Below are 25,860 nucleotides of genomic sequence, written 5' to 3'. Positions count from 1 at the left end.
ATGACGCCGTCTCACCACCGTGCTAGGCCAAACCCATGACTCGCATCCCCACCAAGCAAGAGGTCCTGGATTGGATCTCGGCGAACCCCACCCTGACCTCGAAACGCGATATCGCAAAGGCCTTTGGCATCAAGGGCGCGGATCGGATTGATCTGAAACGCATCCTCAAAGAGCTTGAGGCCGAAGGGCATCTGGAAAAGCGCAAGCGCAGTTACCGCGACCCGGATCGCCTACCTCCGGTCAGTGTGCTGCAGGTGAAGGCCCCCAATGAGGATGGCGACCTGTTCGCGCGGCCATTGGAATGGCATGGGGAAGGGGTTGAGCCGATTGTCCTCCTGATCACCCGCGCCAGCGATCCCGCGTTGGGCGAAGGCGACCGGATTCTGGCCCGTCTGACTGTGGTGCAGGAAGAAGACCACAATTACGAGGCCCGCCTGATCCGCCGCATCGGGACCAACCCGCGCAAGATCGTAGGTCTGTTCCGCAAAGGGGCCGAAGGCGGGCGGATCGTGCCCATCGACAAGGCCAGCCAGACCGAATGGCAAGTGCCCGAAGGCGCGGTGCATGGGGCCAAAGACGGTGAACTGGTCGAGGCCGAACAGGCCGGACCCAAATCTCGCATGGGCCTGCCCCGCGCCCGCATTGTCGAACGTTTGGGCGACCCGTCCGCGCCAAAGGCTGTGTCGCTGATCGCGATCCATCAACATGGCATCCCCGACGATTTTCCCGACAAGGTCATCGCCGAAGCTGACAAGGCCAAACCCGTTGGTCTGAAGGGTCGCGAAGACTTGCGGGACATGCCGCTGCTGACCATCGACCCCTCGGATGCGCGCGACCATGATGACGCCTGCTATGCTCATGCCGATGACGACCCCAAGAACCCCCGCGGCCATGTGATCTGGGTCGCAATTGCCGACGTCGCCGCCTATGTACAGCCCGGCACCGCACTGGACCGCGAGGCGCGCAAGCGTGGCAACTCCAGCTATTTCCCGGATCGCGTCGTGCCGATGCTGCCGGATCGCCTGTCAGGTGATCTGTGTTCCCTGCACGAAGGTGTCCCGCGGGCCTGTATCGCCGTGCGGATGCAAATCGACGCCGAGGGCAACAAGATCGGCCATCGCTTCGTGCGAGGTTTGATGCGCTCGGCCGCGTCGCTGCACTATGCTGAGGTGCAGGAGGCCATCGACGGCTCCCCCAATGACCGCACGGGACCGTTGTTGGAGACGGTTCTGAAGCCGCTCTACGCCGCCTATACCGCGCTTAAAACCGCGCGCGCGGCGCGGCAACCGCTGGAGCTGGACCTACCGGAACGCAAGATTGTTCTGTCCGATACGGGCGAGGTCACCAGCGTCGCCTTCCGCGACCGTTTGGACGCGCATAAGCTGATCGAAGAGTTCATGATCCTTGCCAACGTCGCCGCAGCTGAAGCGCTGATTGCGAAACGTCGGCCACTGTTGTTCCGCGTCCACGAAGAACCCGCGCCTGAAAAGCTGGAAAGCTTGCGCGAAACGGCCCAAGCCGCTGGCCTGAACCTTGCCAAGGGTCAGGTTCTGCAAACCCGTCACCTGAACGCCCTGCTGAATGCGGCTGCGGGTACCGAGGATGCGGAACTGATCAACCTGACGACCCTGCGGTCGATGGCGCAGGCCTATTACAATCCCGAAAACTTCGGTCATTTCGGGTTGGCATTACGGAACTATGCACATTTCACCTCGCCCATTCGTCGCTATGCTGACCTGATCGTCCACCGCGCGCTGATCTCGGGCCATGGCTGGGGTGATGACGGTCTGACCGAGGATGAAATCGCCCGGCTTGACGAAACCGCGACCCATATCTCGGACACTGAGCGACGCTCGATGATGGCTGAACGCGACACGACTGACCGCTATTTGGCGGCCTATCTCAGCGAACGTGTGGGCAATGAGTTCAAGGGCCGGATCAGCGGAATCGCGCGCTTCGGGGCCTTCGTGAAGATGGACGAAACCGGCGCGGACGGGCTGGTGCCTGTCCGATCGCTGGGGCGTGAGTTCTTCCATTTCGACCGCGAAGCGGGAACCCTCATGGGCTCGGATACCGGTCTGATCATAGCAATAGGCCAACGTGTCACTGTGCGATTGACCGAGGCGACACCGGTCACGGGCGGCTTGGAATTGGAGTTACTCTCCATTGACGATCAGGCCCTGCCCCGAGGACGCGGGCCGAAGGGACGCGCAACCAGACGCAAGTCGGTCAGCACCAAGCGCAAGAAGGACAAGATCAAGCGTAAGGTCGAACGAAAACGGCGTCAGCGCTAGCCTTTGTCCGCAGGTTGTGACGACCCCTGTGCAAAGACGAGCAAGTCTCGCATACGGTCGTTCAGGTGGGGCTCAATCTGTTGCCGCGCACGGGCGATCCGCGCGCTTTCCTCCAACTTGCGGGACAGGGCGTCGATATCCACGCCGTTTCGACTCAGCCAGTGCTGCAGCGCCTGCTGATCAAGCAGGCCGTGCCGCTGCCGAAACTCTGATACTGCAAGCACAAGGTCTTCGCCCGGAACGGGTTGCCCGGAGTGCTGGTCCAGCGCAAGAGCCAGCGCGTCGATCTCTGCGGCAAGGCGCAGCGCGTCGAACCGATCACCGGAGGCGGTCATGCATCGCGCAAGGACCTCAGGATCATTCAGCGGGTTATGAGACAGCACGCCTGTCAGAAGGGTTTCGAACGCATCCGTATGCCGGAACTCGAACGCTGGCGCGGCGGGAAGCGTATCGTTCCGCCAGTCGTTCTCCACACGCTTCAAACAGGCCTGTGCATCGCGGTTTTTCTGATCAATTCGACCCTCGGGAAGCCATGCCTCAAGGCGGTCTGCGGCGACCGGGTCCAAAGCTGCACAGTCTTCCAAGAGGCTGTCAAAGCTGCGATCGGGATAAAACCTGCGACGGGCGGCTGCGACAAGGGCATCCGCCAACTGCCGCTCAACAACCTGCGCGGCGACAGCGGCATCCAGTGTCCAGCGGATGTTCACCAGTGGCTCGGAAAGGTTGGCAAAACCGACCTCTTCAGGCGCATGGATCAGGGCGACCTCATCATCAGCTTCAAGCCGGAATTGGGCGAACGCGTCAAAGATCTCACCGACCCCGACCATGCCAAAACTGCCAAGCTCACACGCGCGCAGGGCTCCGATCGAGGCGGCGCCATAAACGGGGATACCTTCGGACAAAGCCCACAGGATTTCCTTGTGGTAGACGGCGGGCAAGGCCTCGAAATAGCCATCCAGCAGGATGATGGCACGTGGGCGGGCGAGCGCCGCCTTCAGCAGATCACCCTGCGCCGCAGGTCCAAGACCTCGGATCGGCAACCGGTCTTCCACGTCACACCGGCGCGGCAAGGAAGGACCGGCAAAGAGGATGATATCACCTTGGCTCATGACACCTTCCGCGCGCGCGCTCCGGGGCGGTATCCGGGCGCGTAGGATGTACCTTCAAGCCCCGGCGCAATGACCCGCATGACCGTTGCGGGCAGGTCGGGAACCGAAAGATCAACGGCAACCGGCACCTCAAGCCCGGCCCGTTCAAGCGCGGCCAGCATGCAGTCAAGGCTATCACGAGGGGAGCGGACCTGATGCAACGGCACATTGTCGAACCGGTGCGGCGTGTCCGCCTCAACAACCTCGACGCGCTGCGACCGGAGGGTTTCCGCATTGCGCCGCACTTCATAGTAGTCGCGAGTCCGATCATCCCGCGCGCCCGAAATAAGGGTCAGCCGACTTTGCGCCGCTTCGGTCAGGGCACGAGACAAGGCTATGCCCCGCGCAGGGTGGCATCCTGCCCCCGAGGCCGCCTGCAAGCCACGTCTCGTGTCATCCTGACGGTCGATGATTGTTGCAAAGAATGCGGGAATTCCAAGGTCCGAGGTCACGTCCCAGATCGCGCAAGCCACGCCTGCGGCGTCGAACCTATCAAGAAGCGATTTGCAAGTCGGGTCTGTGACGGAGTGCAGATTGACCCGGCAAGACGCCGTGATGCTGGGGTTGCGCTTCCACAAGGTCACCGCATCACGCTCCAGCGTTTCGGCCAGCGCCTGACAGGTAGCCTCATCAACGCTGCTGCCCGAGGCGAGGCCGGTCGACGACATCAGAAAACACCCCAATCCGGGCTGCAGGGGCAGCGTGTAATCCATATGGACCAGCTCGTAAGGAACCCAGACCGAATGGCCATCTGAGAGCGCCTTTCCCTCGGCCCAAAGCACGGGTTTACTGCGCGAAATGGGGTGTTCTGAGATCCGAGGCAGACGCTCAAGATCAATCACGTTTTCCGACTTCGCCAAGTCATCGGCGCTTGCCAGACGCAGGGGCAAGACCGTAGTTTCGGCGCAGCTGAGCTCGACCGCCTCCATCAAGGCCGAAACCTTTGCATCCGCGACGGTCGCGCCTTTGCCTTGCGTAACGGCCAGAGACCGCGCATTCGGACGATGCGCGGCGTAGACGGGAATGCCGATGCAATCCAAGCCGGTCAGTTCAGCCAGCCGGGTGACGCCAAGACGCTTCATATGGGGCAAGACGCGGTCCAGAACTTGTACGGACGGAACCGCGTGGGCAGGCGCTCGGTGCTGGTCTTCCCCCTCCTGCCCCATGTCTGTCTGCGGGGCTGATCCTAGCTGCGTGTGAATTTGTGCCTCTGTTTCAGCCCGTCGATATTGACCAGATAGCAGGTGCCTTCGGGTTCGAACTTGTCAGGCGGAAGGAAGTCTTTGGGCGGGATGGTGGCAAGGTTTACACCACATTCCAGAAGCTCTCGGACCAAGGCCCAGCCCTTGTCGTTCTGGTACTTCTCAGGATCAACCTGATAGGCTTTGTTGTCCCAGACCTCACGCGGGATATGCAGCACTGTGCCATCATCGCTTGCAATAATCAGGTCGTGTCTAAAGTTCTCAATATCGCTTTCGGACATTATGTCTCCTCCACTCAATACAGGCACGTTCACTACAGCAAATCGAACCCGGTGCCGCAAGCTTTCCCTCGGACTGGGGCAGTCTTGGGCCAATGGGCCGTGTTAGAGGAACCCAGAATAGCGTGCAGCGTCGATCAACGCGGCAATACGTCTTTTGATCAGGGGCACGTCATCTGAGCCTGTCAGGGTACCGATATCTGCCACGACATTGCGCAGCGTCTCGGGCAGGTTCTGCTGGCTGCTGTCCAGAAGTCGCGCGCACAGCTTTGGCACCTCGGAGAGGTCTTTCTGCGTCTGGCTGGATGCGATCAAAGGCAACAGCGCGGACCATTCAAACGGATAAGCGATCGAGGTCTTCTCGAACTGAAGCATCGCGTCGCGGGCCAGCTTGCACGCGGTACTGTCTGCGCTGCGCTGCCATGCCTCCCACGACAGGTTGGCGGTCGCCAATGCAATATACTCATGCATCTGTAGTTCCCGCGCCAACGCGATGCTTTCATGAGACAGGCGCGTGGCCTCGGATGGATTATGCATGCGCCGGTAGACGAGGGATAGATAAGTCATGCAGCGCAACTCGATCTTGCGGTGACCGGATTTGCGCGCGGCCTCCAGACCTGCGCTCATCGCCTCCTGTGCCTGAGATAGTCTGATGCTGTGCAGATTGACGAACCCAAGGATAAACAGGGCCGAGGCCACAACGGCAAGATTACCAGTTTCCTCAGCCGCAGACACATAGTTCGATGCGGTTTCAATCGTGTCCTCGGTGGGATCATAGCGCGACATTCTTAGGTCACGCAGCACCAGTTGATCGAAATACTCGGCGCGTTGTTCAGCGGTCATGCTGCCCACATCCTGCGCCAGTCCAGCCGCCAGTTGAGACATCGCCTCGCCGTCCCCGCTCCAGTAGTGAACGTTGAGTGTATTGAGTTGGATGTCGATCCACTCCCGCACCAGCTCGGCGTCGTCCTGCCACGCGATTTGATCCAGCGCGGCTTCGGCAGCGGCAAGTTCGGCCAGTGATCCCTCGCGATCCTGTTGCAAGGCATTTCCGGTCAGACGGTGCAACCGAGCAGTTTTCCGCGGGTTGTCTTGAACCAACCCTACGGCCTCACGATAAGCCGCAACCGCGCCGTCAAGGTCGTGAACCAATGTCAAGACGGTGCCAAGCTGTTCCAGTAGATCGGCACGCTCCGGCAGAGTGCCAGGGTGCAACCCGTCCGAAAGGGTGACCTGTTCCAGATGGTTCAACGCAGATTTGAAATAGGCCGTGGCCTCTGTATTCGCGTAGCGCGAACTTGCCTGCTCCGCCGCTTGCTGGAAGCACCGTGTTGCTTCAGCGTGGTTGCCAGACAAACCCCAATGGCTGCCGAGAACATGGGCGGGCGTGATTTTGCGAAACCGCGCACCAAGTACAGCCGCAATTCGCGCATGCACCATTGCACGCACGGATCGCAGCATGGTCTCATACGCGGCATCTCGCATCAGGGCGTGGCGGAACGAGTATCTACGGGCCGCAGCCGGGGGGGGAACAATAATCTGCGCAGATACCAACGTGTTTAAATGAGCCGACAGCGCATGATCGGATTCATCAATCACGGCAGACAGAACGTCGAAGGAAAAATCCCGACCGATAGCCGCAGCCGTCTGCAGTATCCGGCGGGATTCGGGGTGACGATCAAGGCGGGCGACCAACAACTCGTTCAGCGTGGTCGGCACCGCCGTCTCATCAATCGAAGCGCCACCCCCATCGGTCCGGTCAAAGGCGCCGGTTTCAATGAACGACTTAGAAAGTTCTTCAGCAAAAAGCGGCACCCCGTCGGACCGATCTGCGATCAATTCCAGCACCGGCATCGGCACCGGTTTCAGATCGTAGACATGCGCCGCAATCTCACCGATTTCCTCGTTGGACAGCCGGGTCAGTTCGATGCGGGTATTGACCTCCCACGAGGTTTGAAACGCGGGCCTGCAGGTCAGCAGCACCATGACCTGCTCATCTTTGAACGTCTCAAGCAGCCGTCCCAATAGCTCTTTTGTGGTCGGGTCGATCCAGTGAAGGTCCTCGAAGACAACCAGCACTTTCTTGTCGCGCACATACCATTCGAACAGAGCAATCAGCGCCTGAAACGTCATCTCTTTCCGGCCCAGCGCATCAAGCGGCAGCGTGGTGTCGCGCCCGTGTTCACGAAACTGCATCAAGGCATCCGCCAATGAGGCTGTCTTGCCCGGATCTAGGGTTGTAGCCGAAAAAATCTGTTCCAGCCGCTGGGCCGTGTCCCCGGCCGAAAGCTGCCCCCCACCCAAAACCATGGACCAGATTTGGTTCAGAACCGGATACAAGGCGTCATTGGTATGAAAGGGCGAGCATTGAAAGCGCAAAACTTCGCCCTCGGCCTCAAGCACATGCGATACGAACTCTTCCACCAGTCGGGACTTGCCAATCCCCGGCTCACCGGAAATGAGCGTCGACCGCGGTACGCCCTGCTCGACCTGCTCCCACGCGCTATCCAACTGGGCCAGTTCAACCTTGCGATTGATGATTGGCAGCTTTTCTTTTGACCGACGCTTGAAATCGGGGGTGGGGCCGTCCGTTGCGCCTTCGACGCGCCAGATACGTACCTCGCCGCGGAAGCCTTTCAATTTGTGATTTCCCAGATCGGTCAGATCGAATTTGCCTTCGACGATCTTCTTGGTTTCATCCGAGATCGCCAACGTGCCCGGTTTCGCCATCAACTGAATTCGCGCGGCCAGGTTGGGCGCCCGCCCGACGGCCTGATCTTCTTCGATATATGAGTTGCGTATCAGGTCTCCGACAACGACATTGCCCGTTGCGATGCCAATGCGGCAATTCAGCTTAACCCCATGTGGCCGGCCCAGAAAATGCATCGAGTCGGCGATGCTCAGCCCTGATCGGATCGCCCGTTCGGCGTCATGATCATAGGCCTGCGGCCAGCCAAAATAAGCCAGAACGCCATCGCCCAGATATTGCGCGACAAAGCCGCCGTATTCCTCGACGATCTCGGTCACGGCGCTTTTGTAGCTGGTCAACAGGGTCGAAAGCTCTTCGGCGTCCAGTTGTTCGGACAGTTGGGTCGAGCCGACAAGATCCGTGAACACCACTGACAGCTGACGCCGCTGTTGCGGCGCGACCGAGTGGCTGCGATCCGCCTTTTCCGCAAACGGTCCGTTTGCCAAGTCCGATGCCTGCCCGCTGCGCAGCAAGGCAATCGCATTTAACAACTGACGGCGATGGCCAACCGATGCGATCCCCATATCCCTGAGGTCTTCTGCAGTAATCGTCGGCAACAGGCTGCCATCCACATCATGGTCATGAAACGCCGTGACGTAGCGCTCCATTCCAAGCGCGCGCAGCCAATCGTCGAGATCAATTGCCATCGTGTTGTTTCACCATTCACCCTACCAACGGGCACTTGCGACACGACTGAAACACACCAATCGCCCGCCTGAAGCGCTGCAATCTGAAAGAGAGCGCAAAAAACAATTATCATCATGATACCGATTCCACTATCCTCGGAATCGCAACATTATCAAGGGGAAGAACGTCGTCGTGCCCAACTCAAGAAATTTGCTTATCGTCGGAACCGGCAATGTCGCCAACGCGCTTGCTCGCCGGTTTTCTGCAACGGATCATGTGGTTCATATCGGTTCGCGAGATACCGGACGTGGGGTCGAGGCCGCGGATCGGCATGGTATTAAAGGCGGCCTTGCAGCCGATCTAATTCAACACGCCGAGGTTGTGTTCATCGCCGTACCGTTCACGGCGTTGGATGATACATTGGAGGCTTTGGGATCACTGGAAGGCAAGGTGGTGGTCGACTGCACTAACCCTCTGACCGATGACTACATGGCTCTGACCCTGGGGCATTCCACGTCCGCAGGCGAGGTCTGCCAAGCGAAGCTGCCGGGCGTCCCGGTCGTCAAAGCCTTCAACGCGATCTTTGCGGATGTCGTTGACTCGGATCCGACCTATGGCGGCATCCGCCCTCAAGTATTCCTTGCCGGGGATGACGCTGGGGCAAAAGAAACGGTGGCCGAGCTGGTGCGTGCAATCAACTACGACCCGGTAGATAGCGGAGCGATGCTGAGTGCGCGGTATCTGGAACCTCTGGCCGAGTTGATCATTCAGATGGCCTATGTTCAGGGCGAAGGCACGCGGATCACGCCCGTCATCCTGCGCTCCGACGCATAGTCGCGCTTGAATACGCAGAGAAGCAGGCAGGCTCGAACGCTCTGCCTGCTTCAAAGGCCCATTGCAAAAGCGGCATACGCCGCGCATCTGGGCCGGAACTTCGGATAGCCGCTCGTTGACTTCCGACGTGATAGCCTCATTGACCGTGTCACCCGCCATACGGTTCTTCCCAGCTTCGCAAAACTCTTTCGATCAGAAGGAATACAGGCTTTCTGCGACATAGCAGCAGCACAGGGTGGCAGTACTTGTCTGTCCACCGAGGTCGGTCGAAATATAGTCCTGATTTCCTCCTCAGCTAAGTACCGCTTGGGTGTCTTTCGTATGACACCTCTGACCAGCTTTTCAGCCGCACTCTTCGATGCGAGATTTCTGGGACATATCAGAACAGTCCATCGCGCAATATTGGCCTAAACGGCAAGCCGTTCCGTCTCAATAGAAAGAGTGGAGCCTTTTGGACAGTTGTCAGCTATGCGGACTTAGCTGTCGTTGAGCTATTCAACTACGCAGATCGGAAAGTCGCCCGGATTTCGCCCACCACCCTTGTCCAAACAAATATCATCGTACATAAACTGGTGAAACTTCTGACCCGCCATAAATGACGATACTGCAACTAAAACTAATATTTGAGATTATCCACTTTTTCATAGTTTATTGCTAGCAGGGCACATCGAAATCGCAAGTCGCAAAATCGAGTGCAAATCTTCAAAGACCCTGACGTTCCAGTTATCTGCTTTGGGCTCGCTGCCGAAATTCAATTCGGTTCTCCGTCACGTAGATCTGCAACTCGTCGCCAATTTCATCAAAAAAAGGAACGTTATGCCGGTTGCCTGCGTTGCAAAAGCCCTGAGTTCCAATTCCTGCAAACATGCGAGCAGATCGAATGCGTTTGAAACGCGTTTATCTACGATGGTAGAAAACCGACCCACGTGCCCAAAGAAAATGACTGAAACAAGGTCATTCGATCGCACTGATAGTGCGATTGGCCCTGAAAGCTGGTTCAACTCATCAAGCGTCGCCTTCCACCAAAGGTTTGGGTGCTGCTCTGACCAGCCGGGGTGTTGCGGAGACGTTGTAGTCCCCATTGAGGACGTCGCGAAAATTCGATCAAACAAGCTTGACCGCCGATGTCCTGGTATCAATCACGAGATACATTCAAACCCTGTGCCCACGGAAACAAACAGAACTTGCCTGGCTATTGATCTTTTTAGCGCGCGCAAAGAATATGTAAAAGTAAGATAAGATCAAAGCGGCTGTGATCCGCAGGCAGACTGGCATGACCAAAATCAAGAATATGGAAGAGTTCGCGGCGCTCAGCGGAATATCGCGGCCAACGGTGTCCAAATACTTCCACGACCCCGATAGCGTTCGCCCAACGACGAGGGCGCGCATCGAAGAGGCGCTGGAGCGGTTTGACTATCGCCCGAATATCTATGCAGTGAACCAGAACCGGAAGCTGACCAAGAATATCGGCATCGTCGTGCCCTATCTGGCTGATCCGTTCTTTGCCGAAATCGCTCGGTATCTCGAACAGAGCTGTATCGCAGCCGGGTATCGGCCTTTCCTTTTCAGCGCTCACGGGGAACAAAAGCTGGAAAACGAAATTCTGGACGGTTTGCAATCCCTGAAACCTGCAGGCGTCTTGTTGGCGCCTTTGGGGCGTATCTCTGACAAGTCGGCGATCGAGAAATTCTGCGCCAGTGTGCCGACGGTTCTGTTCGACAGTAACCTTGACGGTTTGGGCGCGGCGTTTATCGGGTCCGACAACTTCAGCTTTGTGTCTCAGACTGTGGAATACATGACCCGCACAGGCGAACCGCCCTCGTTCTTCGAAATGCGGACACCTGCAAACCCCAATGCCAACAAGCGGCGTAAGGCCTATGTCGAGGTGATGGAGCGTTTGGGTTTTGAACCGCATGTGATCAAAATCGAAGGCACGGGCTGGGCCTTTGAAGAGATAGGCCGACAAGGTGCGCTCAAGGTTTTGGATGAACGCAAGTTACGTACGGATTCGGTTTTGTGCAGCAATGACCGATTGGCGATCGGCTTTCTGGCGGCGTGTTTTGAGCAGGGGATTCGCGTCGGGCGGAAAGAAGATTGTGCGCTGCGGGTGGCCTCGAACGACGATCATCCCTTTGCAAAATTCACGTGCCCTTCACTGACAACCGCGGCGCATGACTATGACAATGTAGCGGCCCGAAGTGTCGAAACGCTTTTTGAACTCATTGAAAACGGTGGAAAATTTGAGAAGCGGACGGAAACCCTCTTCCCGGCTCGATTGGTTCTCAGGGAATCCGCATAACGTCAAAAATTAACGCGCGTAAAGTTTTTATTGACGCCGCGACAAATCTTGAACTAGTCTTTCTGCACAGCATCCAAGCTCAGGGAGGACAGGGATGTACTTGAAACACGCACTTCGTGCGGCGACAGCTTTGACGTTCGTCGCGACGGCCGCGGCCCACGCACAATCCATCACGATCGCCACAGTAAACAACGGCGACATGATCCGGATGCAGGGCTATACCGACAAATTCACCGAAGCGACGGGTATCGACGTCGAATGGGTGACGCTGGAAGAAAACGTACTGCGCCAGCGCGTGACCACTGATATCACCACCAAAGGTGGTCAGTTCGACATCATGACCATCGGCATGTACGAGACCCCGATTTGGGGCGCAAATGGCTGGCTGGTGCCGTTGGACGGTCTGTCCGAAGAGTACGACGTCGGTGACATTTTGCCGGCGATGTCGGGCGGTCTAAGCCATGACGGAACGCTGTATGCGGCGCCGTTCTACGGCGAAAGCTCGATGATCATGTACCGTACTGACCTGATGGAAAAGGCGGGCATGGAAATGCCCGAGGCGCCTAGCTGGCAATTCATCAAAGAAGCAGCGGCGGCGATGACCGACAGAGACGCCGACATCAACGGCATCTGCCTACGTGGCAAAGCCGGTTGGGGTGAAGGCGGCGCGTTCATCACGGCGATGTCCAACTCCTTCGGCGCGCGCTGGTTCGACGAAGATTGGAAGCCCCAGTTCGATCAGCCCGAATGGTCTGACACGCTGAACTTCTACGTTGAAATGATGACTGAATCCGGTCCGGCAGGCTATGCTACCAACGGATTTAATGAGAACCTGTCATTGTTCCAGCAAGGCAAGTGCGGCATGTGGATCGACGCCACTGTTGCGGCGTCATTCGTGACCAACCCGGACGACTCGACCGTCGCGGACAGCGTTGGTTTTGCGCTGGCACCCGACACCGGATTGGGCAAACGCTCCAATTGGCTTTGGGCTTGGGCACTGGCCATTCCGGCCGGTACACAGCAAGAAGACGCAGCCAAGCAGTTCATCGAATGGGCAACGTCTAAAGACTATATTGAGCTAGTTGCTGAAAACGAAGGTTGGGCAAATGTACCGCCGGGTGCGCGCTCCTCTTTGTATGAGAACCCGGAATACCAGAAGGTTCCGTTTGCCAAGATGACGCTGGACTCGATCCTGTCCGCTGATCCAAACAACCCAACGGTCAAACCTGTCCCATATGTTGGTATCCAGTTCGCTGCGATCCCAGAGTTCGCGGGTATCGCGACACAGGTCAGCCAAGAGTTCTCGGCAGTCTATGCCGGACAGCAAACGGTTGAGGAAGCGCTTGCCAAAGCGCAGGCCTTCACCGCCGAAGAAATGGAAGCCGCAGGGTACTGAGGCATCCTCCCACGCGGGCGGGCAGAGAGCTGCCCCCCGCTCACCCCTTCCACAACCCACGTTTTTCTCGCAGGCTAAGCTACGCCTGAACAGAGAGGGTTTGCGTAATGGCTACTCAACACTCCCGATCCGTCGCGCGCCTGATGATGGCACCCGCAGTGGTCCTGCTACTTGGCTGGATGCTCGTGCCCCTGACGATGACGCTGTATTTTTCCTTCAAGAAATATCTGCCCCTGCGCGGTGGGGATCTGGGCTGGGTCGGCTTCGACAACTACGTCCGGTTCGTATCGTCCAGTTCCTTCTGGCCCGCGGTTCAGGCAACGCTTGTGATCGTCGGAGGGGTTCTTATCATCACCGTCATCCTAGGCATCCTCCTGGCGATGCTTCTGGACCAACCGATGTGGGGCCAAGGGGTTGTCCGCATTCTCGTGATCGCACCCTTCTTCGTCATGCCCACCGTGTCCGCCTTGGTCTGGAAGAACATGTTCATGGACCCGGTGAATGGCCTGTTGGCCCATCTGTGGCGCTTTTTCGGGGCTGAGCCGATCTCATGGCTGTCCGAGGCGTCTATGACCTCGATCATCATGATCGTCTCATGGCAGTGGCTGCCCTTTGCGACGCTCATCCTGCTGACCGCGATCCAGTCGCTGGATAGTGAGCAGTTGGAAGCCGCCGAGATGGACGGTGCCCCCGTTCTGAAGCGCTTCTACCACATCATCCTACCGCATCTGAGCCGCGCGATTACCATTGTTATCCTGATCCAGACGATCTTCCTTTTGTCGATCTTCGCCGAGATCTTCGTGACCACCGGCGGCGCATTCGGCACCCGTACACTCACCTACCTGATCTTCCAGCGTGTGCTGGAGAGCCAGAATGTTGGTCTCGGATCAGCCGGAGGTGTCTACGCAATCATTTTAGCCAACATCGTTGCGATCTTCTTGATGCGCATCGTCGGCAAGAACCTGGACGCGTGAGGAGGTAAGACAATGGCCCGCGCAGTCACAACCCGCCGCAAATCGCTGAATACCGCCCTCGCTTGGGCCGTTGGTTTGCTGATCTTTTTCCCGATCCTTTGGACCATCCTGACCAGCTTCAAGACCGAGGCGCAGGCGATCGCCAGCCCGCCGCTGTTCCTGAACTTCAACTGGACGTTGGAAAACTACGCCATCGTGCAGGAACGCTCGGACTACATGCGGTTCCTGTGGAATTCGGTCATCATAGCCGGGGGCTCGACCATTCTGGGCGTCATCATCGCCGTCCCCGCTGCATGGGCGATGGCATTCGTTCCGTCCAAGCGCACCAAGGACATTCTGCTTTGGATGCTGTCCACCAAGATGCTGCCTGCGGTCGGCGTTCTCTACCCGATCTACCTGCTGTTCATTAGGTTGGGTCTGCTGGATACGCGCGGAGGACTGGTCGTCGTGCTGATGCTCATCAACCTGCCGATCATTGTCTGGATGCTCTACACCTATTTCCGCGAAATTCCCGGTGAGATCCTGGAAGCCGCACGGATGGACGGGGCAACGTTGAAAGAGGAAATCCTCTACGTCCTCACCCCCATGGCCATCCCCGGTATCGCCTCGACCGTTTTGTTGAACTTCATCTTGGCGTGGAACGAGGCGTTCTGGACCCTCAACCTAACCGCTGTCGACGCTGCTCCGCTAACGGCGTTCATCGCCAGCTATTCCAGCCCAGAAGGTCTGTTCTTTGCCAAGCTCAGCGCGGCCTCGACCATGGCGATTGCGCCAATCCTAATCCTTGGCTGGTTCAGCCAGAAACAACTTGTCCGCGGCCTGACCTTCGGCGCTGTGAAATAAGGAACACGACACATGGGACGTATTCAACTCAAGTCCGTGACCAAAAGCTTCGGCGACGTGCAGGTCATTCCACCGCTTGACCTGACCATTGAAGATGGCGAGTTCACTGTCTTCGTCGGCCCCTCGGGCTGCGGTAAGTCCACCCTGTTGCGTCTTATCGCGGGGTTGGAGGATATCACCTCGGGCTCCATCGACATTGACGGGGCGGACGCCACCGATGTGCCACCCGCCAAACGAGGGCTGGCGATGGTTTTCCAGTCCTATGCGCTCTACCCCCATATGACCGTGCGCAAAAACATCGCCTTTCCCCTTCGGATGGCGAAGCTGGATCAGGCCGAGATCGACAAGCGGGTCGAAGGTGCCGCCGGCGTTCTAAACCTGACCGACTATCTGGACCGCCGCCCCGGCCAGCTATCGGGTGGACAACGCCAGCGCGTTGCCATTGGCCGCGCAATTGTCCGCGAACCGGCAGCGTTCCTGTTTGATGAGCCGCTGTCAAACCTCGACGCGGCACTACGCGTTGGCATGCGGTTAGAGATCAGCGAGCTGCACGAACGCCTGGCGACCACGATGATCTACGTGACCCACGATCAGGTCGAAGCCATGACCATGGCCGACAAGATCGTCGTCCTTCAGGCTGGAGTGATCGAACAGGTCGGCAGCCCGCTGGAGCTGTATCGCACACCTCGCAACCTGTTTGTTGCGGGATTCATCGGCTCCCCCAAGATGAATTTCATCGAGGGTGAAGAGGCCGCAAAACATGGCGCGAAAACCATCGGCATCCGCCCGGAACATATCGCTGTTTCGGAAACCGAGGGCGAGTGGTCCGGGGTTGTCAGTGTCTCGGAACATCTGGGCTCGGACACCTTCTTCCATGTCCACGACACCGGACTGGCCGAGACGATCACGGTTCGCGCCGATGGCGAGGTTGGGTTCCGTCACGGGGATCGTATTCACCTGACGCCACGGGCCGACGTCATCCACCGCTTCGATGAAAAAGGACTGCGGATCGAATGACCCGTCTGAATGGCAAAATCGCTCTGATCACTGGGGCCGCGCGCGGCATCGGGCTGGCCTTTGCCAAATCCTATGTCGCAGAAGGCGCACGCGTTGCCATCGCGGATATCGACATCGAACGCGCCCAACAGGCCGCAGCCGAAATCGGCGCGTCCGCTCTGGCCGTCGAAATGGACGTAACGAACCAAAAGAGTATCGACGGCGCCATTGCCCACACGGCATCGCATTTCGGCCCGATCGATGTATTGATCAATAACGCGGCGATCTTCACCGCCGCCCCGATTGTCGAGATTGAGCGCGCGGACTATGAGCGTGTCTTTGACATCAACGTTGCCGGTGCCTTGTTCACCATGCAAGCCGTCGCGCGCCATATGATCGCACATGGCACCAAAGGCCGGATCATCAATATGGCGTCGCAAGCCGGGCGGCGCGGTGAACCGCTGGTCGCCGTCTATTGTGCCAGCAAGGCCGCGATCATTTCCCTTACCCAATCTGCGGGCCTGAACCTGATCGCGCACGGGATCAACGTGAACGCGATCGCGCCAGGTGTGGTGGACGGCGAACACTGGGACGGCGTCGATGCGTTCTTTGCCAAACACGAAGGTAAACTGCCGGGACAGAAGAAACGCGAAGTGGCCGCTGCCGTTCCCTATGGCCGCATGGGCCGGGCCGAAGACTTGACAGGCATGGCAGTGTTTCTCGCCTCGGACGAGGCAAAATACATCGTTGCACAAACCTACAATGTCGACGGTGGAAATTGGATGAGCTGATGAACCCAGTGGCACACTCAAACCCTCTGATCCAGCTGCGGCAAGACAGGCTTGCAGACCTCCCAGCGACTGTCGGCACCCCTAACTATAAGCGTTCGGAGCTGACGCCGGGCATTGTTCATATCGGTCTTGGAAATTTCCACCGCGCCCACCAGGCGTGGTACATTCATCAGCTCTTGCAGCAGGGCCAAGCCTACGATTGGGGCATTATCGGAGCCGGAGTGCGCAGCTACGACGCTGAGATGCGTGAGAGGCTGTTGGCGCAGGATTGCCTGACCACGTTGATCGAGTTGGATCCACAAGGAATATCCGCAGAGGTCATAGGCCCGATGATCGACTATCTGCCGATTGAGGCAGGTAACGCAGCACTCATCCGCCGGATGGCTGATCCGTCTATCAGAATTGTGTCCCTGACTGTAACCGAGGGCGGCTATTTTCTGGATGCCAACACCGGCGTGTTCAACTTGGATCATGAAGACATAAGGTACGACGCGAAGAACCCGCATGAGCCACGCACAGTATTCGGTGCGATGGTCGAGGCATACAGGCAAAGACGTGAGAATGGTTTGGAACCGTTTACCGCGCTGAGCTGCGACAATCTTCAGGGCAACGGCGCAATACTAAAAACCTGCATTGTTGGTTTGGCGCGTCTGGTCGACACGGAGCTGGCCGACTGGATCGCCCAAAAGGGCGCATTCCCAAACTCGATGGTGGATTGCATCGTGCCCGCAACGACTGAGCAGGTCATTTCGCAATGCAGGGTGCTTGGAATAGACGATCGCGCTCCGGTCTCGCATGAGAATTTTCGACAATGGGTCGTCGAAGATGATTTTTGTGCCGGGCGACCGCCCCTCGAACAGGCTGGGGTAACGATGACCCACGATGTTCACGGATATGAAATGATGAAATTGCGCATCCTGAACGGAGGGCACCAGCTGCTTGCCAATATTGGGGAAATTCTGAACGTACCGACGATTTCAGACTGCATGCAGGATCCGGACATCGTAGCGTTTTTCAAGAAGGTTCAGACAGAAGAGATCTTGCCCTATGTCGAAGCCGTTCCAGGCACCACGGCAACTGAATATCTTGGATTGGTTGAAAAGCGATTTGCAAACAGCACCATCCGCGACACGACACGTCGCGTGGCATTTGACGGGTCTTCACGACATCCGGGGTTCTTGCTGCCGTCGTTGCGCGATGCCCTTGCCTCAGGCCGTTCTTTGACTGGTTTGGCTCTGGCCGAAGCGTTCTGGTGCCGGATGTGCGCGGGCGTTCGCGAAGATGGCTCAGAAATTGCGCCAAACGACCCCCAATGGGAGCATTTGCAAAACACCGCTCGGGCCTCCAAGGCCGACCCAAAAATGTGGATCGAGCAACGCCAGTATTATGGTGAGCTAGCTGGCAACACGAGGTTTGCAGAAGCGTTTTCCGCTTGGCTGTCCACAATCTGGCAAGTTGGTTGCCGAGCAGCGGTAACCGACTATGCCACCACATAGGCAAAGCGACACTAATCGTGACACGCAATGGGCGTAAACTTCCCTAACCCTTATTGAGCGGAACCGTAGTTGCACTCAGTTCAATTCGGCCAGAAAAGAGTTGGCCTTTTCCAGATGCTTCTCTTTTGTTTCCAGCAACATCCTATCGCCTGTGCGGCACATCATGGCCCAACGCGGATTTTTTGAAAGCGTGTCTTTGTGTTTGAAAATGAAGCGCCAATATAAGCCGTCCCAAATCTCGGCCCATTCGCCTTTGCCCCAATGACTCATCTTCCGAATGTAATTTGATCCTGAAAAATAAGGCTTGGTCGTGATCAGCCCACCATCCGCGTTTTGGCTCATTGCATAAACGTTTGGAACCATGACCCAATCGTAGCTGTCTACGAACATTTCCATGAACCACAGGTAGACGTCGTCTGGTTTGATTTCACACAAGAACATAAACCCGCCGAGAACCATCAGCCTTTCGATGTGGTGACAGTAGCCTGTCTGCAGGATTCGCCTGATCGTGTCGTCAATCGGATTTATCCCAGTTGTGCCGTCATAGAAAGAGGAAGGCATTGGTCGGTTGTGACGCCAATGATTGGTTGTACGCATACGTACGCCCAAGTCCTCATAGGTGGCGCGCATGAACTCTCTCCACCCTATGATCTGACGGATAAACCCCTCTACAGAGTTGAGGGGCGTATTCTTACGCTGGGCATGGTCCAGAGTTGCGTCAATGACTTGCTGTGGCGTGATCAAGCCAATGTTCAATGCAGGCGTAAGGACAGCATGCCAAAGCCAGCTTTCGCCCTCAACAATCGCATCCTCAAAGTCACCAAACTGGTCGAAACGCCGTTCCAAAAACTGGTGCAGCCACGCCAGTGCAGCAGCGTGCGAAGTTGGATAATAAAGGGTATCGATATCTCCTCGCGCGTCGGGAAATTCAGACAGAACATTGTCTTTCGCCGCTTGGTCCACTCTGTCGTACTGCGGCCAGTCGATCCAAGGCAAGCTTTGTAGCAGGGCTTTTGGAACCTTTTTGCGATTGTCTTCGTCGAAACTCCACTGGCCGCCCAAGGGCTGATCGTTCTCAAGCAAAATGTTCAATCGGCGTCGCTGGCTTTTGTAGTATTCCGCCATAAACCAACGTTTGCGGCCGGCAGACCAGGCCTGATTGCTGGCACGTGTGTTCAGAAAGCCGGGCGAAGGAAGGAATTCGATCGCAATTCCTGTTGCTTGCGATGCCTCACTCAAACGCTTTTCAACGACTGAATCGACGGGATCAGCCATCACGACCCGAGAAATCTGATCCAGAGAAAGCCGTTCGAACAAATGAAGGCACGCTTTCGCAGAGGGCTCATACTCAAAGAGGTCCACATGAAAGCCCTTGATCTCGAGCTCTTGGCGAAACCGGGCCATGCTCGCCCTATGGAGCCAGAGCTTCTGCTTGTGCATTTTGGCGGGATACTGTGGGTCTCCGAAGAACAACGGGTCTTCAAACAAGATCACCATTTGCAGCGGCACCTCAAATGCGGGGTGTTCTGCAAAAATTTGATTTGGAAGCACAATTGCGGCGTATTTCACGGCGTTTTCCCGGTTTGGTTTACACGGCTAGCAGGTTAAGTTCAGGAGCTGCATTATGGACGGGATCTTCTTCTTGAAGCCAAAGAACCCTGCTTTGGCGTGTGGCCACGCGTGCGCATCATAACGGCGCCAGAAACGATGCAGATGAATGCCGGCCTCGTTCAGCTTTGGTTCGGCACGGTCCAAGCGCACCCGTGTCGGACCGATAGGACAATAGGGAGTGACAATCGTATCAACATTGTTTGTTTGGGCAGCCTTGATCAGGGGCTCGGACCAATCATCCTTGACCTGTCCAATATCTCCAAACGGCGAGAGTGCGCTATTCATTGCGTGTTCGACAAAAGCAGATGGCAAGTCACCGACCGGAGCTGGCGAACGACCATCTGTGGCCAGCAGACCGACCACGCCTGCGGGACGCAATGATGTGATATCTGCTGCGGCCATGTCTTCCTCTGTCATCAGGAGTAGATACGGCTTCGAGAGGGGTTGCTCTGCCTGCGGGCGGATTTCGATGCGTGGATGATCTGCTGCCTCAACCAGCGGCTCGGCGACGTTGGCCAAGCCTTGGGGTTGAAACCGTCCATCTGTGTATTTCGCGATATTGTCGGCGCGCGCGAGATAGGTTTTTCCCATTGTGTGGAGACCCGCCACCCAACGCCAACTTAGGGTATTTGATGCCGGATCGCCGTCGACAAGGTGGCGCATGAAGACATCTGCGCCCAGTTCCCAAGGGAGTCTGAGCGTGAAAATCCAAATTGAGGCCACCCACATCCTCACGTGGTTATGAAGATACCCTGTCGCGTTTAACTCGCGCATCCAGTGATCAAAACACTCGATACCCGTATGTCCTGAGACAGCATCCCGATACGCCGCATTCAATGTTGCATCGTTTTCCAAACGCTCCAATTGTGCCACCAAGTTTCTTTGGTAGCTAAACCAAACACTTGGCCGTTGCTCCAACCAGCCTTTGAAATACGTGCGCCAAAACACTTCGTGAATGAACTTGTCGGCAAGCTTTTCACCATGTGCGGACAGAACCCGTGACAGAACCTCTTCCTCAGTTAGCAAGCAGTGTCGTAGCCAGGGCGAGAGAGTCGATACATTGCCGCGTCGATTGGGGCCAAAGTCATAATTTCGACTTTGCGCATAGTCGCGTCCAGCGCGGGGTAAAAATTGCTCCAGACGCCTCAGGCCTGCGTCGCGCGTAGGTTCGAACTGCAGCTGTACAAAAGCCTTATCCACCACAGGAACTTCCAAAGTCATGCAGCAGCCTTGCAGCGTTTCGAGCAGTATTTAACGTCATCCCAGACCTTCTCCCATTTCTTGCGCCACACGAAGGGACGTTGGCAGACTGGACAGATCTTTTGCGGCAAATCCGCCTTCTTGCGCATTTTCACGTGAGGTCTCCGAACGGCAGGTCAAGTTGAGCCGCATTCTGCGGTGTTCTGGATTTTCTTTTACGAGAGCGTTCAGCCTTTCGGCTTGCGTGTTTGGTGGCGATTGCGTGCGCTCGATCGCGAAATTCGGGCCCGCGCCTCACCGCCCAAACCTTTTCTCGCGCAGCCTTTGCCGCCGCCAGATGGTCAAAGACGCGCATAGGATATTTTCGGTCAAGAACCGCACCCGCATTGTCCGCATGCCAAGGTTCATGCAGGTGTGCATCCGATATCTCTGCCAGTTCCGGCACCCACCGACGAATGAATATGCCGTTCGGATCCTGATCCAGGCCTTGTTTGACGGGGTTGTAAATACGGATGGTGTTGATGCCCGTTGTGCCAGATTGCATCTGGACCTGACTCCAATGGATACCGGGCTCATAGTCGGTGAACATCCTTGCCAGATGCAGGCCCGGTGAACGCCAATGCTGCCACAAATGATAACTCGCAACTGCCATCACCATGGCTCGCATGCGGAAATTCAACCAACCTGTCGCGCGCAGAGATCGCATGCAGGCGTCCAAGAAAGGATACCCTGTCTCACCTGTTGACCAGGCTTGCAAAAGCGCCGCGTCCGGTTCCTTGGGGCGCAAGCCATCATAGAGCGGGTGAAGGTTTTCGAACTCTATTTGCGGTTCGTCCTCCAGCTTTTGAATGAAATGACAATGCCAGTGCAAACGCGCTGAAAAGGATCGCATCGATTTCTGCCATTTCCCTGCGCCCGCGGGAAGCGAGCGCCGGGCATTTTCCGTCTGTTGTGCAATTTCGCGAACAGAGATCGCGCCCCACGCAATATAGGGAGACAGCCGCGAACATGCCGTCGCACCACTCAAGGGACTGGACATTGCACGCTGGTAGTCAATGCTCCTGTTGTTCAAAAAGCTGTTCAAAAGCCCTAGCCCCACTTGACGCCCACCCTTCTGCCGACCCGTACATGCGGCCCCTGCAAGGCCCAGATCTTTGCTGCTTGGGAGCGCACCAAGCTCTATGGGCAAGGGCGCAAGCTGCGGTGCTTTTTCTGTAGGTTGCGACATCTGCGCGTCCCAATGGTTCGCCCAGCCGTCTCGTGACTTCAGTCGGCGGATAACACTGTGGTTCTGAATCTCATGCCAAGGGACACCTGCGTCACGACACCAGGCAGCGACATCTTGATCCCTGCGATAGGTCCAATCGTTGCCCGTCTCCTCGTGTGACCATAGGGCCTCCAGAAAACCTTGTTTTTTCAATTCTGTAAGTGTCTCAATCGCCGTCCCGATACGAACAACCAGTGGCTGTCCTAATTGAGCAGTCGCCTCCCGCAATTCCGCAAGTGTCTCGGAAACAAAGCTCCATTGTCGTTCTGAGGCATCGGGCTGTATCCATAGTTCAGGTTCAACAACATACAACGGCAGCACGGGACCAACCTTGGCTGCCTGAGCCAAGGCCGCATGATCCAAAACACGGAGATCTCGCTTGAACCAGACGACTTGCAAATCCGTACACCTCACCCAAGCCATTCCTTGAGTGCATACGCGTCATGGGATGCAACGGATCAGAAAAAGTACTGTCTTTGCAGAATGGTCGCGACGTCTTTGCCTGCATGTCGGCGACTGCAGGTAGTGCCCGTTACTGCGCTTTCCCTCGGTTTAGTTGCTGGCAATAAAGCGCAACAAAATTGCTCACTGCCAGACATCGAAGGACGGCTTAGTCCGCGTCCGCAACCTACTCCACAATCTTGCGGTTGTAACGAATGTCAGTTTTGGCGGGTCGCATTGTAGCAATTGAGGTTGTTGGCCCATGGCAGGAAAAGGCCGCACGTGACGGAAAACGGATCAGCCGATTCTCCCCAGTTTTCTTTTTACGCCATTTCGCCGTCAGTTGAGAATATCCGCTATTGCACCGATCAGGTTCAGAACTTCGTTCGTTCGTCGATCTACCTCGTAGACATAGTTTCCGGCCCGCACATAGTAACCTTTTCTTTTCAGACCATATCTGTAGGGATCGTTGATGCGCACATAGCCATCGTAGATGTAATCCCCAGCTCGGTATCGTTTGACTTGTCCGGGGGGGACGCACGGAACTGCTTTTTTGGCTAAGCCCGGCGGGCAATGTCCTGCTTTTGATTTCACTAAAACAGGCTGCATAGCATTGTGCGACCCAACAACCTGTCTCAGATCAAGAGACTGGATTTCAAAACTCGCACTCGCAACCGGCCCGGTTTGCATTACGAACGCCGTTGCTGTGATTGCTAAAGCCGTTTTCATCCTTTTGCCTCCTTTAACTGCGTCTTCCATTTATGATCCCCGTCGGGATTTGGCCAATGCAATAGGCGGAGACTGGCTTACCGCTGAAGTCTCCCACTATGACGCGATGGTTCGTTGGCACGACAGCCTCAGCTAACGACCTTTCAAACCGCAAAGTTGGAATGGGGTAATTGAAGGAGCGCACGGCCGGACAATTCGTTTGTTCTTATTTCGTAAACAACATTAACCGAACGTGAACAGTGTATTCGCAGTGGGTTCAAACAACTTTAGGCATACTGACTAAGTTGGATCGAACGAGACGTATATCGTTTGACGAAAACAAGGGGAACAAAATGGTCAAGCCTGCCTTTATGACTGAAGATCGCAGCACTGAAATTGCGATGCGGACCTCTAGCGAATCTGCTGAAGAGCGCCTGCAAACCACGATGAATTCGAGCAATAGCCGCTTCCCTCCTATTGAAAATGCACTAACAGAGATCATAAAAAACAAGCGGCTATCCGAGGCTCACCAGAACTTCTGAAGGCAAACCAGCTGACCCCCCCGACAATTCTCGATATTCGTCCTAAACATCGGAATTGTAACATAAATCCCGTCCCAACTTGGGGCGGGATTTTCTTGCTGCGCATCGCAATCATCAAGAGTTTGCGCCTAGCAGGCCGACTTAGTCGACCTGCCAACTTGGTATCCGAAAGGTCTATTGACGCTCCCGCCTTCAGTTCATCCTGAAGTAGAGGCTGGCGATGGCCGGGAAGCCTCAGGTCACAGTCCCAGCAGGGCTTTGACCTGTTCCTCGACTGCATCGGTGACAGGCTTGTTGGCAGCAGCTTCCAGGGCCTCACGTTCAGCCAGATCTTGCTCTTCTACAAGTTCTGTCAGTTCTTCCACCTCTTCAACAGCTTCGTTGTATTCAATGGCTGCCTGTCTCTCGTCATTCAAAGTCTGGGCTTCATCAATCGAAGCGTCCAAATCAGCTTGGGCATCTTCTAGCTGTGCTTCGATATCCGGATCGCTACCACCCGCGTCCTCCAATGCCTGTTCAAGCTCTGCGACCGTGTCCCGGTTGGTTTGAACCTCACCCAATGCGACTTCCAAGTCATCCTCGATTTCTTGAACTGTACGATCTGGCTCTTCCAGTCCCTCGAGAAACTCCAACTGTTCTTCCAGTTCCTCACGCAAGGGTTCTCCGGCCAGCACAGTGTCGCGGTACGTGGCAATTCTGCCAACCCGTGAATTGGGCGCAGCATTGGCGAGGGCCGTTGGACTTGCATTGGCCGCGTTCAGTGCGCCCAACTCGGACGGGTGTGCACCAAGCAGCGCAGCCATACGATTACCTTTGTTGCGGGAAACGGGACGCTTTGACTCTTCTACAATGACAGTCTGACGAACCGTTTTTTGCACCTTGGCCTTCTGCGTTCGAAGGGTTGTCGTGGCAACCCTTGAGGTGGTTGCCGTTTTGCGAGTTTTGCCATTCCCGTTGAACAGATCTTTCAGAGAGAACCCGCCGCCTTTTTTCGTACCGGACCGAGCAGACTGAGACTTTGTTTTCCCTTGCCCGAATATCCCGACTCTGGTGCCGCCACGGCTTTTGTCGGCCCCGTTGCCACGGCTACCATTTCCAGCCGAGCTGTTGTCTCCGCGATCTCCCTGAGCGCCGTTGCCATTCCCGCCGCCGTTTCCATTGCCTCCGCCATTGCCGCCGCTGTTGCCGTTTCCGCCGCCATTGCCGTTGCCGCCGCCGTTACCACCACCGTTTCCACCGCCATTGCCGCCACCATTACCGTTGCCTGGTTTGGCATAAGCAAAATCAGGAGCTGCGACGGTGGCTACAATGGCCGTGGACCCCAACAAGGCAATCGCGATCGTCGAAGCTTTAAGCAGTCCGCACTTGGTGGTTTTCATTTTCAATCTCCTCAAAACCTTCAGCAACGACAATCAGCGTGCTGAGGTTGACCACAGTGTTTCGGCAGTCTGACTCGCAGTCGAATCAAAGCCCTTGCCACTGATTTAACTTGAGGTCGCTTGAACGCAGGGCTAACTGCTTGTTCATCATCGGTTCATGTCTGGCCTAGTAGTCTTCAATGAAGGTGTTTGAGGGTGTTATGCAGGCCAAAGCGTTTTTTCTGGTTGCAGCTTTGCTAACCGCCTTGTCCGGGGGACAAGCGGCGGCAGATGCACGCGAACTCAAGCAGTCTGAACTGCGCATGGCGACGTTGTCAGGCAGTGCGATACGGCTGAACCGTGTGATCAAAGGCGTGAAAAAAGCATTCGGCGGAACCCCTGTTGACGCGCGCGCATTCAAAACAGACAAGATCTACTATCGTATTCTGGTCAAAAAGCCGGGCGGAAAGATCGTCAGCGTGATCGTGAACGCGGAAACCGGCACAGTCGTCTCAAACCGCTCGAGTACCGGTCGCGAGATTTCAGAAGCCGCACGCAATTCAACCAAATCCAAAAGCAACAACGGTCAGAGTGCCTCTGCCACCCGTGGAAACAGTGCAGGTCGAAGCAATGCGGGCGGCAACGGCAGCGGCAATGGCGGTGGCAATGGCGGCGGCAACGGTGGCGGCAATGGCGGCGGCAACGGTGGCGGCAATGGCGGCGGCAACGGTGGCGGCAATGGCGGCGGCAACGGTGGCGGCAATGGCGGTGGAAAAAATTAGAGTTAAGATCGCGCTGATTTAGCT

21 protein-coding genes are annotated in these 25,860 nt (G+C 56.5%); 11 read left to right on the top strand and 10 right to left on the bottom strand.

The genetic code is table 11. The annotated features are described in order from the left end of the window. Positions 1-35 precede the first annotated feature (35 nt). On the top strand, positions 36-2,294 hold the full coding sequence (rnr, locus tag ACR0J4_RS11305) for a ribonuclease R (protein WP_170642576.1): 2,259 nt from the start codon (positions 36-38) through the stop codon (positions 2,292-2,294). On the opposite strand, the gene ACR0J4_RS11300 is transcribed toward rnr, so the two are convergent. From ACR0J4_RS11300 to ACR0J4_RS11285, 4 genes are all read right to left on the bottom strand, one after another. Continuing rightward, the gene (locus ACR0J4_RS11300; RefSeq protein WP_170642575.1) at positions 2,291-3,403 is read right to left on the bottom strand and encodes a TfuA-like protein; all 1,113 of its coding nucleotides are present in this window, start codon (positions 3,401-3,403) and stop codon (positions 2,291-2,293) included. The two genes, rnr and ACR0J4_RS11300, sit on opposite strands and share 4 nt — an antisense overlap. Continuing rightward, positions 3,400-4,608, bottom strand: a complete 1,209-nt coding sequence (locus ACR0J4_RS11295) for a YcaO-like family protein (RefSeq protein WP_170642574.1) — start codon at positions 4,606-4,608, stop codon at positions 3,400-3,402. Before ACR0J4_RS11295 ends, ACR0J4_RS11300 begins: the two co-directional genes overlap by 4 nt. A 20-nt stretch (positions 4,609-4,628) precedes the next feature. Then, complete coding sequence (locus ACR0J4_RS11290) at positions 4,629-4,925, bottom strand: hypothetical protein (RefSeq protein WP_419739375.1); 297 nt, start codon at positions 4,923-4,925, stop codon at positions 4,629-4,631. Between the two features lie 102 nt (positions 4,926-5,027). Continuing rightward, a complete protein-coding gene (locus ACR0J4_RS11285; RefSeq protein ID WP_170642573.1) occupies positions 5,028-8,318 on the bottom strand; it encodes an adenylate/guanylate cyclase domain-containing protein in 3,291 nt (1,096 codons plus the stop codon). 172 nt (positions 8,319-8,490) lie between these two features. Here ACR0J4_RS11285 and ACR0J4_RS11280 point away from each other — a divergent pair, with 172 nt between their 5' ends. The 8 genes from ACR0J4_RS11280 (at position 8,491) to ACR0J4_RS11245 (ending at position 17,927) form a co-directional block, all read left to right on the top strand. Beyond that, positions 8,491-9,132: an NADPH-dependent F420 reductase gene (locus ACR0J4_RS11280; RefSeq protein WP_480668577.1), complete on the top strand. Its 642-nt coding sequence runs from the start codon at positions 8,491-8,493 to the stop codon at positions 9,130-9,132. 1,273 nt (positions 9,133-10,405) lie between these two features. Further along, positions 10,406-11,431: a LacI family DNA-binding transcriptional regulator gene (locus tag ACR0J4_RS11275; RefSeq protein WP_170552113.1), complete on the top strand. Its 1,026-nt coding sequence runs from the start codon at positions 10,406-10,408 to the stop codon at positions 11,429-11,431. 94 nt (positions 11,432-11,525) lie between these two features. After that, on the top strand, positions 11,526-12,827 hold the full coding sequence (locus ACR0J4_RS11270) for an ABC transporter substrate-binding protein (protein WP_170471559.1): 1,302 nt from the start codon (positions 11,526-11,528) through the stop codon (positions 12,825-12,827). 107 nt (positions 12,828-12,934) lie between these two features. After that, positions 12,935-13,801 carry a carbohydrate ABC transporter permease gene (locus ACR0J4_RS11265; RefSeq protein ID WP_170429079.1) on the top strand — a complete coding sequence of 289 codons (867 nt, stop codon included), beginning with the start codon at positions 12,935-12,937 and terminating at the stop codon, positions 13,799-13,801. 12 nt (positions 13,802-13,813) lie between these two features. After that, a complete protein-coding gene (locus tag ACR0J4_RS11260) occupies positions 13,814-14,644 on the top strand; it encodes a carbohydrate ABC transporter permease (RefSeq protein ID WP_068333782.1) in 831 nt (276 codons plus the stop codon). Positions 14,645-14,656: 12 nt separating this feature from the next. Then, positions 14,657-15,661, top strand: a complete 1,005-nt coding sequence (locus ACR0J4_RS11255; RefSeq protein WP_170642572.1) for an ABC transporter ATP-binding protein — start codon at positions 14,657-14,659, stop codon at positions 15,659-15,661. Then, the gene (locus ACR0J4_RS11250; RefSeq protein WP_170642571.1) at positions 15,658-16,431 is read left to right on the top strand and encodes an L-iditol 2-dehydrogenase; all 774 of its coding nucleotides are present in this window, start codon (positions 15,658-15,660) and stop codon (positions 16,429-16,431) included. Before ACR0J4_RS11255 ends, ACR0J4_RS11250 begins: the two co-directional genes overlap by 4 nt. Then, complete coding sequence (locus ACR0J4_RS11245) at positions 16,431-17,927, top strand: mannitol dehydrogenase family protein (protein WP_170642570.1); 1,497 nt, start codon at positions 16,431-16,433, stop codon at positions 17,925-17,927. Before ACR0J4_RS11250 ends, ACR0J4_RS11245 begins: the two co-directional genes overlap by 1 nt. Positions 17,928-18,002: 75 nt before the next feature. On the opposite strand, the gene ACR0J4_RS11240 is transcribed toward ACR0J4_RS11245, so the two are convergent. From ACR0J4_RS11240 to ACR0J4_RS11220, 5 genes are all read right to left on the bottom strand, one after another. Beyond that, the gene (locus ACR0J4_RS11240; protein ID WP_170642569.1) at positions 18,003-19,496 is read right to left on the bottom strand and encodes a cryptochrome/photolyase family protein; all 1,494 of its coding nucleotides are present in this window, start codon (positions 19,494-19,496) and stop codon (positions 18,003-18,005) included. 27 nt (positions 19,497-19,523) lie between these two features. Then, on the bottom strand, positions 19,524-20,759 hold the full coding sequence (locus ACR0J4_RS11235; RefSeq protein WP_170642568.1) for an FAD-binding domain-containing protein: 1,236 nt from the start codon (positions 20,757-20,759) through the stop codon (positions 19,524-19,526). Then, positions 20,756-20,887 (bottom strand): DUF2256 domain-containing protein, encoded by a 132-nt coding sequence (locus tag ACR0J4_RS11230; RefSeq protein ID WP_170552600.1) that lies wholly within the window; start codon positions 20,885-20,887, stop codon positions 20,756-20,758. Before ACR0J4_RS11230 ends, ACR0J4_RS11235 begins: the two co-directional genes overlap by 4 nt. Positions 20,888-20,889: 2 nt before the next feature. Next, on the bottom strand, positions 20,890-22,368 hold the full coding sequence (locus ACR0J4_RS11225) for a cryptochrome/deoxyribodipyrimidine photo-lyase family protein (RefSeq protein WP_480668572.1): 1,479 nt from the start codon (positions 22,366-22,368) through the stop codon (positions 20,890-20,892). A gap of 417 nt (positions 22,369-22,785) precedes the next feature. Next, positions 22,786-23,205, bottom strand: a complete 420-nt coding sequence (locus ACR0J4_RS11220) for a hypothetical protein (RefSeq protein ID WP_480668570.1) — start codon at positions 23,203-23,205, stop codon at positions 22,786-22,788. Positions 23,206-23,507: 302 nt separating this feature from the next. Here ACR0J4_RS11220 and ACR0J4_RS11215 point away from each other — a divergent pair, with 302 nt between their 5' ends. Further along, positions 23,508-23,696 (top strand): hypothetical protein, encoded by a 189-nt coding sequence (locus ACR0J4_RS11215; protein ID WP_170638051.1) that lies wholly within the window; start codon positions 23,508-23,510, stop codon positions 23,694-23,696. Positions 23,697-23,935: 239 nt separating this feature from the next. Here ACR0J4_RS11215 and ACR0J4_RS11210 read toward each other — a convergent pair whose 3' ends face one another. Next, the gene (locus tag ACR0J4_RS11210; RefSeq protein ID WP_480668568.1) at positions 23,936-25,075 is read right to left on the bottom strand and encodes a hypothetical protein; all 1,140 of its coding nucleotides are present in this window, start codon (positions 25,073-25,075) and stop codon (positions 23,936-23,938) included. Positions 25,076-25,254: 179 nt separating this feature from the next. On the opposite strand from ACR0J4_RS11210, the gene ACR0J4_RS11205 reads away from it, so the two are divergent. After that, complete coding sequence (locus ACR0J4_RS11205; RefSeq protein ID WP_480668566.1) at positions 25,255-25,836, top strand: PepSY domain-containing protein; 582 nt, start codon at positions 25,255-25,257, stop codon at positions 25,834-25,836. Positions 25,837-25,860: the final 24 nt, after the last annotated feature.

It is taken from the genome of Ruegeria sp. B10 (genome assembly GCF_056539825.1).
Note: the sequence above shows the minus strand (reverse complement) of the source record. Positions and strands in the feature narration are given on the sequence as shown.